The organism is Plantactinospora soyae, from assembly GCF_014874095.1.
In the GTDB taxonomy this organism is placed as follows: domain Bacteria; phylum Actinomycetota; class Actinomycetes; order Mycobacteriales; family Micromonosporaceae; genus Plantactinospora; species Plantactinospora soyae.
This window is the reverse complement of the sequence record NZ_JADBEB010000001.1, coordinates 1,702,016-1,714,278: the sequence shown is the minus strand read 5'-3', so window position 1 is coordinate 1,714,278 and position 12,263 is coordinate 1,702,016. Positions and strand designations below refer to the sequence as shown.

Here is a 12,263-nt window from a genome sequence, read left to right as displayed (position 1 = left end):
TGGTGGGCGGTCGAGCACGGACAACGGGGGCCGCATCGTGACGGGATGGATCGAGCCGACGACCGAATCGGTCTACGCACAACCCGGTAGCGGGGTCCGGCTGGACTGGGGTCTGGCCGGTGCGGCCGAGTTGAGCCGGGTCTGTGCCGTACTGGTGGTGATCGACGTGCTCTCCTTCACCACCTCGGTGGAGGTGGCGGTCGCCCGGGGAATGCGGGTACATCCGTTCCCCTGGGGCGCCCAGGCTGGCGAGTACGCGACCCGGGTCGGTGCGGTGGCCGCCGTCGGCCGGCGTGCGGTGTCTCCGGAACACCCCTGGTCGCTGTCGCCGGCCGCACTCTCCACCGCACCCGTGGTGTCGGACCTGGTCCTGCCATCTCCGAACGGCTCCGCCATCAGCGCCGCCGCGAGCGCCACGGGGCTGCCGGTGCTGGCGGCCTGCCTGCGCAACGCGGGCGCCGTCGGGCGCTGGCTCCTCGACCAGGGGTACGGCTCGACCCAGGCGCCGATCGGCGTGATCGCCGCTGGTGAGCGCTGGCCGGACGACACTCTGCGACCCAGTGTCGAGGACCAACTCGGCGCGGCGGCGGTCCTGGACGTGCTCTCCACGGTGCCCGGTGGCCTCTCCGTGGAGGCGGCACTGGCGCTGGCGACGCTGAACAGCGTGCACGACATCCCGGCTGCGGTCCGGGGCTGCGTGTCGGGACGGGAGCTGACGACCAGGGGTTTCGGGCAGGACGTCGAGGTCGCCGTCCAGGTCGGCGTCTCCGACGTCGTCCCGGTACTCCGCAACGGAATCTTCTCGGCGCCCTGACGCCACCGGCCACTGTGGGCCCACCCATTCTGCGGGTCGATCCACTGCCGGGGCCCTCTACTGTCGCGGGCCGATCTACTGTCGGATCGACACCTACCGTCGGATCGACCTCACTGCCGGGTCGACGCGAAGAGGCCCGGCTCGCCATCGCGAACCGGGCCCCTCCTCAGCGCATTCCCGCGCCGGTTACCTCAGTCGTCCAGCCAGTCGAGCGACCGCCGCTCCGAGCGGCTCGGCTGCTGCGGGGCGCCGGACCGGCTGTGGCCACCACCACCGGCCCGGGGCGAATCGTCGTAGTATCCGCCACCGCCCTGCTGCTGCTCGTAGTCGCGCTCGTCGTAGCTGCTCGTGGCGTCGTAGCCGCCACGCTGCTGCTGGTGGTCGTAGCCGCCGCCGGTCGCCGGCTGGTCGTACCCGCCGCGATCGGCCTCGTACCCGGGCTGGCCGTAGGCGTCGGCGCGGGTCTCGTAGCCGTCGTTGCCGGCGCCGTACCCGTCGTCGCCCCGGTCGTAGCCGGCACCGGTCCTCGGCTCGTCGTAGCCGCCTCCGCCGCTGCCGTACGCCCCGGCGTCGTAACCGTTCTCCTGGCCGTACGGCTGCTCGGCCTCGTAACCGCCCTGTGCCGCGCCCGACGACGGCCGGTAGGAACCGGTCTCGTACGGGTCGGCCGCCGGACCGTACTCCTCGGCACCACGAGCGCCGGTGTACCGCCCGGTCGGCTCGTCGAACTGCTCGCCGTAGCCGCCCGCCGGGTCCCGGTAGCCCGGCGCCGCGCCCGAGACGGGAGCGCCGTAGCCGGCACCTGAGCCGGGGGCGTTGCCGTACCCGCCGGCACCGGAGCCCGGAGCGTTGCCGTACCCGCCGGCACCCGAGCCGGGGGCGTTGCCGTAGCCGCCGGCACCCGAACCCGGAGCGTCGTCGTAGCCGTTCGCACCCCAGCCCTGCTGTCCGCCGCCGTACCCCGGCGTCTGCGGCCCTGGCAGCGGCGCGCCGTACGGGTCCGGGAACTCCTCGACCAGCGGGGTGTTGTGCATCATCGTCGGCGCATCCGCCAGGTTCTGCCGGTTCACCATGGTCGGGTCGGCTCCGGCTCGGGTCGCGACCCGGGTCGCGTCGTCACCGCCCCGGTAACCGCCGCCACGACCGGTCGGCCCGCCGCCTCGCGGTCCGTCCGCGTCGTCCTCGTCCTCGTCGTCGCCGTCGCCTTCCTTGCGCCGCATCACCAGCAGCACGATGGCGCCGACGCCGAGCGCGACCAGCAGGCCGCCGGCGAGGATCAGCAGCCAGGGACCCGAACCCGAGTCCTCGCTGGCCGCGTTGTCGGCAGCCGGCGCACCGCTCTCGTCCGCCGCTTCCGTTTCTTCCTCGTCGACCGGAACTTCCTCGTCGGCGCCTTCGGTGGGCTCCGGAGTGGCGGTCGGCGACGCGGCGATGGCGAGTTCGATGCCCTGGTTGTTCAGCCGCTGGTTGGCGCTCGCGTTCACTCGTACGGTGTCGTTGATGCCGCCCTTGGTGGCCCGGATCGTGAGCTGTCCGGGCGCGATGGGCGAGCTTTCCGAGCCGGTGAACTTGTAGCTACCGCTGCTGTTCGTGTTGGTGCTGCGGTCCCGCCCCTGCCCGTCCGTGAGTCGGACGGTGGCGCCGGAGACCGGGTCGTCGGTGGTCTCGTTGGTGACCCGTCCGGAGACCTCGGCGACGGTCTGCACCGCCGGTGGCGCGGCCTTGGCGATCAGGGTGACCCTCACCGTCGCGGTGTCCGTCTTGGTGCCGTTGAGGAGGACATCCTGCTCGGCTTTGACGGTGACGGTCACGCTCTGATTCGAGTCGAAGGTCGCACCGCTTCGCTTGAGCTGCGCGGTGTAGCTGCCGGCGACGGCGTCATTGACGCCGCAGCCGGTGAGGCAATCCAGTCGGGACTCGTTGGAACTGCTGACCGTGATGTCTGCCTTCTCGTCGCCGCCATCGACGAATGCGAGCGTGAACCTCACCGTCACGGTGCCGTTGACGTCGACCGAATTCGGCGAGGCGGAGACTGTTCGCAGGTCGGGATCGGCCATGGCTGGTGTGGAGGGGAGAGCGAATAGTGCGCTGGCTGCCAGCGCTACTACCACACCGGCCCGGGAGATCCAGGCTCGTCGGTGTGCTGTCACGTCCACCGCCTTCCGGTTACCACCGCCGACCCGTCGCCGGCTGAGGATCAACCCATACGAGTACACCGTCGGCAACTATGCCTTGTCTGACCGGATGAGCGCGACCCAGGGGCGCCGAGAAATGCCATAAAGCTGGGTCGTATCGTCCCGACGTGTCCTCTCCGCACAATAAGTCCTCACCGATAGTGGTCGCGCTGGCAGAGCTCGACGCTGGGCGTACGCCCGATCGAGCGACCCTGCGGGACGCGGTTCGTACCCTGTTGAGTGGTCTGGTGGAGCGCGCGCCCGGCCATGCGGTGGAGGTCCGTGTCCCACCCTATGGCGCGGTCCAGTGCTGCGCCGGACCGCGACACACCCGTGGTACGCCGGCCAACGTGGTCGAGATGGCTCCGGTCGTCTGGATCCGGCTCGCCACCGGGCGGATGCGGTGGTCGGAGGCGGTGGAACAGGGCCTGGTGCAGACGAGTGGCAATCGCTCGGATATCTCCGCTTATCTGCCGATTTCGCCCCATTAACCAATCACCATCTGTCACTTACGGGGGTCATAACGTGGCTCTCTGTATCGGCTGCGGTTCGCGTACACTCTGAGTCGACGGAACTTCGTACCACCCGGGCGACAGGCGAGTCCGAGCAGATCAGCAAAGGGAGCGGCAGGTGCCCCGAGGCGACGGCCGGTTGAGCCATGACCTCGACCCCCAACGACCCGGTCCACAGGACGCGTGCGGCGTGTTCGGGGTCTGGGCCCCGGGCGAAGAGGTGGCGAAGCTCACCTACTTCGGTCTCTACGCACTTCAGCACCGTGGCCAGGAGGCTGCCGGCATCGCCGTCAGCGACGGTTCGGGCGTGGTCGTGTACAAGGATCTTGGCCTGGTCGCCCAGGTCTTCGACGAGCCGACGCTGGCGAGCCTGCGGGGGCACCTGGCGATCGGGCACACCCGGTACTCCACGACCGGCGGATCGACCTGGGAAAACGCCCAGCCGACCATTCGGGCCACCTCGGCGGGCACCACGATCGCCCTGGCGCACAACGGCAACCTGGTGAACACCGCCGAACTCGCCCGGGACGCGGTCGAGCGCGGGATGGACTCCGACGGCTCGACCTCGGACACGGCCCTGGTGACCACGCTGCTGGCCAGCCGGCCCGACCTGTCGGTCGAGGCGGCGGCGCTCGAGGTGCTTCCGACCCTGCGCGGCGCGTTCAGCTTCGTCTTCATGGACGAGACCACCCTCTACGCCGCCCGGGACGCGCACGGCGTCCGGCCGCTCGTGCTCGGCCGGCTGGAGCGCGGCTGGGTGGTGGCCAGCGAGACCGCCGCCCTGGACATCGTCGGCGCGAGCGTGGTCCGGGAGGTCGAGCCCGGTGAGCTGATCGCCATCGACGAGCACGGGCTCCGCTCGGCCCGGTTCGCCGCGCCGGAGCCCAAGGGCTGCCTCTTCGAGTACGTCTACATAGCCCGGCCGGACACCACGATCGCGGGCCGCAACGTCTACGCCGCCCGGGTCGGCATCGGCCGGAAGCTCGCCCGTGAACACCCGGTCGAGGCTGACCTGGTGATCCCGGTTCCGGAGTCCGGCACTCCCGCCGCGATCGGCTACGCGGAGGAGTCCGGCATCACCTACGGCGCCGGCCTGATGAAGAACCCGTACGTCGGGCGCACCTTCATCCAGCCGTCGCAGACCCTCCGTCAGCTCGGTATCCGACTCAAGCTCAACCCGCTCCGGGAGAACGTCCGGGGCAAGCGGGTGGTCGTGGTCGACGACTCCATCGTGCGGGGCAACACGCAGCGGGCGATCGTCCGGATGCTGCGTGAGGCCGGTGCGCTGGAGGTGCACGTACGCATCTCCTCGCCGCCGGTCAACTGGCCCTGTTTCTACGGCATCGACTTCGCCACCAGGGCGGAACTGCTCGCCAACGGGCTGGACAACGAGGGCATCCGGCGTTCGATCGGAGCCGACAGTCTCGGGTACGTCTCCCTGGCCGGCCTCATCGCGGCCACCGAGCAGCCGAAGACCCGACTCTGCCGGGCCTGTTTCGACGGCGAGTACCCGATCGACCTGCCCGCCGGGAACCTGATCGGCAAGCACGTACTCGAAGGAGTGGACCGTCGGGTTGCCGCCGGCCCGGGGGAGGTGGATCGTGACCGTGCGGCCGCGTCCGCGTCCCGTGGTCCGGGTGGTCAACCGTTCGTGAGCAGTTCGAGCGGCGGTGAGGTGCCGTCGCACGCGTAGGCACCAGGCCGGCCCCGGCTCATGTGTTCCGGCCGGCGACCAGGACCGGCCTGGCTGGGAACATCCGGCCAGGCAGTACGACAGTCGAGTGATCCTCGACCGCTACCGACGCGGCCAGCCGCGAGAACCACTAAGGGGAGAACCGTGACGCACGTGACCGAGCGCAGTGGTGCAGGAAGCGGCCCGGGTGGGACCCATCAGCCCTGGACGGCGGGAATGGGCCGGTCCGGCCGCAAGCGCACCGTGTCGTACGCGGACGCGGGCGTCTCGATCCACGCCGGTGACCGCGCGGTCGAACTGCTCCGCCCCAAGGTCAAGAGCACCCGGCGTCCCGAGGTGATGGGCGACATCGGCGGCTTCGCCGGCCTGTTCCGGCTCGACGTGCAGAAGTACAAGAACCCGATCCTGGCCTCCTCGACCGACGGGGTCGGCACCAAGCTCGTCATCGCGCAGCAGATGGACATCCACGACACGGTCGGGATCGACCTGGTCGCCATGGTCGTCGACGACCTGGTCGCCTGTGGCGCGGAGCCGCTGTTCCTGCTCGACTACATCGCCTGCGGCGAGGTTGTCCCGGACAAGGTGGCCGAGATCGGCGCCGGCATCGCCGACGGCTGCCGGTACGCCGGCTGCGCGCTGCTCGGCGGCGAGACGGCCGAGCACCCGGGCGTGCTGCGTCCGGACGAGTACGACGTCTCGGCGACCGGCGTCGGCGTGGTGGAGGAGAGCGAGATCCTCCGGCCGGAGCGGGTCGAGATCGGCGACGTCGTGATCGCGATGGGCTCGTCCGGTCTGCACTCGAACGGGTACTCCCTGGTTCGGCACGTGCTGCTCGGGGCGGGTCGGATGCGGCTGGACACGGTGATCGAGGACTTCGGTCGGCAGCGGACCCTGGGTGAGGAGCTGCTGACCCCGACCAAGATCTACGCGCAGGACTGCCTCAAGCTGATCGCCGAGGCCGACGTCCGCGCCCTGGCGCACGTCACCGGCGGGGGTATCCCCGGGAACCTGGTCCGGGTGCTGCCCGAGACCGTGGACGCGGTGGTGGACCGGGCCAGCTGGAAGCCTGCGCCGATCTTCGATCTGGTGCAGTCGAAGGGCCGGATCGAGGACCCGGACATGGAGTCGACCTTCAACATGGGTGTCGGGATGTTCGCCATCGTCTCCGCCGAGGACGCCGATCGTGCCCTGGCCTGCCTGACCGGGCGTGGCGTGGAGGCCTGGCAGGCTGGCGAGATCATCGAGGGCACCGGCGAGGTGCACATGATCGGGCAGCACACCCGGGGCTGAACCGGCGAGCGATCCAGGGCCGGCCGGGAGAATTCCGGGCCGACCGCCACAAGAATGCCAATACCCGCATCCGCGATCTATGCCCGTGATTCACGGCATACCTGGTCAGGACTTCACCAGAGTGGCCACCGCCACCTAGCCTGAGGGGCACCTCAGACGCGGGGAGGAGGGGCCGATGGCTGTCCGGCGACAGGAGTTCTCCGGAATGCGGGGGATCGCCCCGGTCCCGAGCTACGTGGTCATGCAGCCGACGACGCTGTGCAACCTCGACTGCGCGTACTGCTATCTCCCGCTGCGCTCGGCGGACCGCCGGATGCCGGTGTCGGTGGCGGCGGCGGTGGCCGGTCCGGTGAACGACTGGTCCCGGCACGGGCGGTTCTCGGTGGTCTGGCACGGCGGTGAGCCGCTGGCGGCCGGACGGGAGCACCTGGCGGCCCTGTTGGCGCCGTTCGACGACCGGGTCGAGCACCATGTGCAGACCAACGCGACGCTGATCGACGACGCCTGGTGCGATTTCTTCGCCGAGCACCAGATGCGGGTCAGCGTCAGCGTCGACGGTCCCCGGGAGCGCAACGGGGAGCGGGTGACCCGGGGCGGCCGGCCGTCGTACGACCGGATCATGGCCGGGGTCGAGGCGCTGCGCCGCAACGACGTCGCCTTCTCGGCCCTGTGCGTGGTGAGCCGACCGGAGCCGGGGCTCGCCACCGAGCTCTACGACTACTTCCTCGATCTCGGATGCGACGTGCTGGGGATCAACATCGAGGAGACGGAGGGGGTCAACACCCGACTCAACGCCCACCCCGCCGAAGTGGTCAGCGGTTTCTGGGCCGAGCTGGTCGCCGCCTGGCGCCGCGATCCCCGGATCCACCTGCGCGAGATCGAGTGGTCGCTGCGGTACGCCGCGGCCGTGCTGGACGGCGCCGAGGACGACGTACTGCCCCGGCACCTCGATCCCATCCCGACCGTCGGGTACGACGGCTCGGTGGTCCTGCTCTCCCCGGAGCTGGCCGGCTTCTCCGATTCGGAATACGGGGACTTCACCAGCGGAAACGTCCTGGAGACCCGGCTACCGGACATCCTGGCCGGCGCCACCACGGGAACGCCGTGGGTGGCCGAGTTCCTGGCCGGGGTGGAGGCCTGCCGTTCCCGGTGCCCGTATTTCGGGTTCTGCGGGGGTGGACACGCCGCCAACCGCTACTTCGAGCACGGGCGGTTCGACGGTACGGAGACCAACCACTGCCGCAACAGCAAGATCCGTCTACTAGAGGGAGTGTTGGACCATGCCCGAGATCACGAGCCAACGCCCGCCTGAGCACGTCGAGGCGGGCCCGGACGACCTGGTGGCCGTACGGGTCCAGGGTGCTCGGGCGGGACTCGCCACGCTGCTCCAGGAGGCGGCGGAGGCGCGACGCCTCCGAGCCGAGGTGGCCAGCGCCGGGGACGGCACGAGCGCCGTCTGCGCCTGGAACCACTTCGAGAACATCCCGACCTTCTACAACTGGAACAACCGACCCCGCTGAGGTCGGCGTCCCCGATCGGGTCCGGCGTCCCCGGGGCGTCCAACCGACCGATCGGCGGTAAAGGACCTGCCACCGGGGCATCGGAGACGGGCTCCGAGGAGTGGCAGGTCCTTACCAGTACGTTCGATCGGCGGTACGGCTTCCGCACTCACTCGGACACGCGTGAGCACGCGGCGTTACCGCGTGCTCAGATGTGACCAGAGGTCAGCGGGTCGGCGCCCAGTTGCCCGGGTCGTCGTCCACGTCGTGATCCTCGTCATCGTCGTCGACAAACTCTTTGTGGTCGTCGTCGACGACGTAGTCCGACTTCCGGCCGCCGCCGAGTTCTCGCTGCAAGGCGGCGAGGTCGGTGTTCGGGGAGTGGTACTTCAACTCCCGGGCCACCTTTGTCTGCTTGGCCTTAGCACGGCCGCGCCCCATGGCTCGACCCCCTCGCACAGAATTCGGGGCAGCCCGAAGGCGGGCCCCGATGACGTCAGGCATCTCTCGTGGCTCTTACGGTACATGGGGATGCCCTGGTTCGGCACCTCGGGTTACCACCGTCCGTGCCCGCGCGTCGCGCGGACATCGACCAGAGCTCCCATACTACTCAGTAAGGAGCGCTCACCCAGCCTGGCCGTGACCTCTAGCAGGACGTTCGGCTAGGAAGGGCCCCTTCTTCTACCAAAAGCGATAACAAGGGGCCCTTCCTTGCACCTCAGCGGAGGTGGATGCTGCGGAGCCGGCCGACCTCGGCCATCCGGCGCTCGGCGAGCCGGTCGGCGGCGACCGCCGGTGGGACACCCTCGGCGTCGGCCAGCTGGAGGATCTGCCGGGTGGTGTCGTAGATCCGGGTCGCCCGCAGCTTGGCCCGCTCGAAGTTGAAGCCCTCGATCTCGTCCGCGACCTGGATCACACCGCCGGCGTTCACCACGTAGTCGGGTGCGTAGAGGATGCCCCGGTCGGCCAGCACCTTCTCGATGCCGGGGTGGGCGAGCTGGTTGTTCGCCGCGCCGACGACGACCGAGGCGCGCAGCGCGGGCACCGTGGTGTCGTCCAGGGCGCCGCCGAGGGCGCAGGGCGCGTACACGTCGATGTCGGAGCTGATCAGGGCGGTGGCGTCGGAGACCACGTCGACCTGCGGGTAGGCCTGCCGTACCCAGGCCAGCGCGGCCTCGTTCACGTCGGTGGCCACCACCGAGGCGCCGTCGTCGACCAGGTGGCCGGTCAGGTGCTTGCCGACCTTGCCCAGCCCGGCGACCCCGACCCGCCGTCCGGCGAGCGTCGGCGAGCCCCAGGCGTGCTCGGCTGCGGCCCGCATGCCCTGGAACACGCCCCAGGCGGTCAGCACGGACGAGTCCCCGGCACCGCCGTGCTCGACGCTGCGGCCGGTCACGTAACGGGTCTCCCGGGCGACGAGGTCCATGTCGGCGACATAGGTGCCGACATCGCAGGCGGTGTAGTACCGGCCGGCCAGCGACTCGACGAAGCGGCCGTACGCCCGCAGCAGGGGCTCGCTCTTGATCCGGTCCGGGTCGCCCCAGATGACCGCCTTGCCGCCGCCGAGGTCGAGGCCGGCCAGCGCGTTCTTGTACGCCATCCCGCGGGACAGGTCGAGCACGTCGTGCAGCGCCTCGGCCTCGGTGGCGTACGGGTAGAAACGGGTGCCGCCGAGGGCGGGGCCCAGCGCGGTCGAGTAGATGGCGATGATCGCCTTGAGCCCGGTCTGCTTGTCCTGGCAGAACACGACCTGCTCGTGGCCGTCGGATTCCGGTCCTTCGGTACTGGCGAATACGTCCATGGTCGCTCCCGATGAAGGTGGACATCCTCGTGGGATGTGTGGGGAGGGGGGCCTCCCGGTGTGCCAGCGGGGGATGTTGCCGGCCTGCTGCGAGCCTAATCGTGATCGCAACCGTGGTGGATCGGGCCCGGTGCGCGGAAGTCCGATTGCAGATGCGCGGGGCGGCGGAGTTCCGTTTCGTGGGAGGATCGCGCCGTGCCGTCGCTCTTCGCTTCCTACCTGCGCGTGTACGAGCCGTTGACCGCCTTCGACCGTGATCGGCAGATTTTCTGGCGCCGATACGTCAAGGAGGGCAGGGCAGTGGCCCCGTTGGAGGGGCCGGTACGACAGCGATCGGCGGTGATCGAGGCGCTGGGCGCGGGCTGGACCAGGCTGCCGGACCTGCCCGAGGAGGCGTACGTCCTGGAGGCGGACGACACGTTGCTGGTCTGCCCCTGGAATCTGCGGGTCCGGGTCGCGGAGGCGGCGCTGAGCGCCCGGGACGGCGTACCTCCGGTGTTGGCCGACGCGTTCGTGCCGCCGGTCCTCGCCGGACAGGCGAAGGCCGTGGTGGAGGACTGGCGCAGCGGCGCCCGGGTGCTGGAGCACGGCGTACCCCGGCTGCACGAGCAGATCGCCACCTGGGGTGTACCGCTGCGGTGGTTCGTCTTCGTCGACCCCGAGGAGCGGGACCTGACCACCCGGCCGGACCGGCGGGTGCTGCGCTACCGCACCGAGATCTCCAAGGCCCGGCGGCGGGCGTCCCGGGGCCTGTCGGTGTTGCGCAAGTCGGTGGGGGACGCGCCGATCACCGAGGCCGTCGAGGAGGGGGCCCGGTGGTTGGAGGAGTTCCATCCGCGTTCGGTGGTGGAACTCGACTACGGAGGCCTGGTCCACCTGCTCTCGGACGACGCACTGACCGGGGACGACTCGCCGGAACTGGTCGCCGCCGGACTCGCCGGGCTGTCCCGGGGCGACACCGAGGCCGCGACCGAGGCGTACGAGAAGCTCGTTGCGCGCTGGCGGGCGGTTCAGTTACTGGAGCGTTGCAATTAGCGAACATTGCGGCTCAAAGCCCATTGGGAGCGCGAACAGGTGAGTGCCCCTCGTAACATCAGCGTCACGAGGGGCAATCGGCCGTCCGGTTAAGTCTTTTTCTGGCATAAAAAAAGACCATATATCGGTCATTGTTCATCCGTCCATCCAAGGACCTTCGGCCGTTCGGCCCATGTCGGACATCGGGGACTAGCCGGACCATGGGAGACGCGTCGGCCGGCGGGACCCCGGCCGATGTCTATAGGCACCTGTGGAGGAGTGACCGATGGCATCGCGTACGCATGAACCTGAGCCGCTACTCACGCCGGCAGAGGTCGCGTCGATGTTCCGTGTCGACCCGAAGACCGTGACCCGGTGGGCGAAGGCGGGGAAGCTCAGCGCTATTCGGACGTTGGGCGGGCACCGCCGTTATCGCGAGTCGGAGGTTCGCGCCCTGCTGCAGGGGCAGATACCCCAGCAGCGCCAGGGCGACTGAGGCACGACTCGCAACTCGAACGTCGGCTCAGGGGTGGGGTTCGTACGATCGTACGAACCCCACCCCTGAACCATGTAACGGACTAACGGACCAGTCCGGAATTGGTGGCGGCCCTCCGGTCAGCCCAGGCGGCCCTCCGGTCAGCCCAGTGCGGCCGTCAGCGCCGTCCCGTCCTGTCCGGCCCCGTCCACCAACCGGCCGTCCCGCAGGGTCAACACCCGGTCGGCCAGGTCGATCAGGGTCGGATCATGGGTCGCGACCAGGGCGGTCATGCCCCGGGCATGCACCAGGGCGCGGAGCAGATCCATGATCGAACGCCCGGTCTCCGAATCCAGCTGCCCCGTGGGCTCGTCGGCGATGAGCAGCGCCGGATCGTTCGCCAGCGCCCGGGCCACCGCGACCCGCTGCTGCTGACCACCGGACAACTCGTACGGCCGCTGCGCCGTCTGGGCGCCCAGCCCGACCATCTCCAGCAGCATGGTCACCCGCTCCTCCCGCTCGGCCCGGGGCCGCTTGGCCAGCCGCAGCGGTACGCCGACGTTCTCGGCCGCCGAGAGGATCGGGATCAGTCCGAACGACTGGAAGACGAACCCGATGGTGGACCGGCGAAGTTCCAGCAGCTCCCGGGCACCGGCGGCGGTGATCTCGTGACCCGCCACCTGGATCCGTCCGCTGGTCGGCCGGTCCAGCCCGCCGATCAGGTTCAGCAGGGTGGTCTTGCCGGCCCCGGACCGACCCCGCACCGCGACCAGCTCGCCCCGGCGGGCGGTGAAGGAGACGTCCCGGACCGCGTGCACCACCCGGTCCCCGGCGCGGTAGTCCCGCCCGACCCCCTCGACCCGGAGCAGCTCCTCGCCGACCGGCCGCCCGCCGTTGCTCGACGACCACTCCTGCGCATCCACCGGACGTTCCTCCTCGGCCATGCTCCGTCCCTCCCCGTCCGGCAGGGACCCCCGCCGGTGTCGATCCT

At 70.1% G+C, this 12,263-nt stretch carries 12 protein-coding genes; 8 read left to right on the top strand and 4 right to left on the bottom strand.

Annotated features, from left to right (window positions below; genetic code table 11):
* Positions 1–37: 37 nt before the first annotated feature.
* Complete coding sequence (locus tag H4W31_RS07620) at positions 38–814, top strand: 2-phosphosulfolactate phosphatase (protein WP_318783072.1); 777 nt, start codon at positions 38–40, stop codon at positions 812–814.
* 191 nt (positions 815–1,005) lie between these two features.
* On the opposite strand, the gene H4W31_RS07615 is transcribed toward H4W31_RS07620, so the two are convergent.
* Positions 1,006–2,871: a carboxypeptidase regulatory-like domain-containing protein gene (locus tag H4W31_RS07615; RefSeq protein WP_225945428.1), complete on the bottom strand. Its 1,866-nt coding sequence runs from the start codon at positions 2,869–2,871 to the stop codon at positions 1,006–1,008.
* 275 nt (positions 2,872–3,146) lie between these two features.
* Here H4W31_RS07615 and H4W31_RS07610 point away from each other — a divergent pair, with 275 nt between their 5' ends.
* The 5 genes from H4W31_RS07610 (at position 3,147) to amcA (ending at position 8,003) form a co-directional block, all read left to right on the top strand.
* A complete protein-coding gene (locus H4W31_RS07610; protein WP_192771912.1) occupies positions 3,147–3,479 on the top strand; it encodes a sterol carrier family protein in 333 nt (110 codons plus the stop codon).
* A 139-nt stretch (positions 3,480–3,618) separates the two neighbouring features.
* Complete coding sequence (gene purF / locus H4W31_RS07605) at positions 3,619–5,193, top strand: amidophosphoribosyltransferase (RefSeq protein ID WP_318783071.1); 1,575 nt, start codon at positions 3,619–3,621, stop codon at positions 5,191–5,193.
* A gap of 144 nt (positions 5,194–5,337) precedes the next feature.
* On the top strand, positions 5,338–6,483 hold the full coding sequence (gene purM, locus H4W31_RS07600) for a phosphoribosylformylglycinamidine cyclo-ligase (RefSeq protein WP_192766012.1): 1,146 nt from the start codon (positions 5,338–5,340) through the stop codon (positions 6,481–6,483).
* A 205-nt stretch (positions 6,484–6,688) separates the two neighbouring features.
* On the top strand, positions 6,689–7,795 hold the full coding sequence (gene amcB, locus H4W31_RS07595; RefSeq protein WP_318783716.1) for a cyclophane-forming radical SAM peptide maturase AmcB: 1,107 nt from the start codon (positions 6,689–6,691) through the stop codon (positions 7,793–7,795).
* Positions 7,764–8,003, top strand: coding sequence for a multiple cyclophane-containing RiPP AmcA (amcA, locus tag H4W31_RS07590; protein ID WP_192766010.1), 240 nt, complete (start codon positions 7,764–7,766; stop codon positions 8,001–8,003). Before amcB ends, amcA begins: the two co-directional genes overlap by 32 nt.
* 204 nt (positions 8,004–8,207) lie before the next feature.
* Here the strand turns inward: amcA and H4W31_RS07585 are convergent, their stop codons facing one another.
* The gene (locus H4W31_RS07585; RefSeq protein ID WP_192766009.1) at positions 8,208–8,423 is read right to left on the bottom strand and encodes a DUF3073 domain-containing protein; all 216 of its coding nucleotides are present in this window, start codon (positions 8,421–8,423) and stop codon (positions 8,208–8,210) included.
* A 277-nt stretch (positions 8,424–8,700) separates the two neighbouring features.
* Complete coding sequence (locus H4W31_RS07580; protein WP_192766008.1) at positions 8,701–9,783, bottom strand: Glu/Leu/Phe/Val family dehydrogenase; 1,083 nt, start codon at positions 9,781–9,783, stop codon at positions 8,701–8,703.
* 195 nt (positions 9,784–9,978) lie between these two features.
* On the opposite strand from H4W31_RS07580, the gene H4W31_RS07575 reads away from it, so the two are divergent.
* Both H4W31_RS07575 and H4W31_RS07570 read left to right on the top strand, forming a co-directional pair.
* A complete protein-coding gene (locus H4W31_RS07575) occupies positions 9,979–10,818 on the top strand; it encodes a hypothetical protein (protein WP_192766007.1) in 840 nt (279 codons plus the stop codon).
* Positions 10,819–11,083: 265 nt separating this feature from the next.
* Positions 11,084–11,293, top strand: a complete 210-nt coding sequence (locus H4W31_RS07570) for a BldC family transcriptional regulator (protein ID WP_007073996.1) — start codon at positions 11,084–11,086, stop codon at positions 11,291–11,293.
* Between the two features lie 140 nt (positions 11,294–11,433).
* On the opposite strand, the gene H4W31_RS07565 is transcribed toward H4W31_RS07570, so the two are convergent.
* Complete coding sequence (locus H4W31_RS07565) at positions 11,434–12,216, bottom strand: ABC transporter ATP-binding protein (protein WP_192766006.1); 783 nt, start codon at positions 12,214–12,216, stop codon at positions 11,434–11,436.
* Positions 12,217–12,263 lie beyond the last annotated feature (47 nt).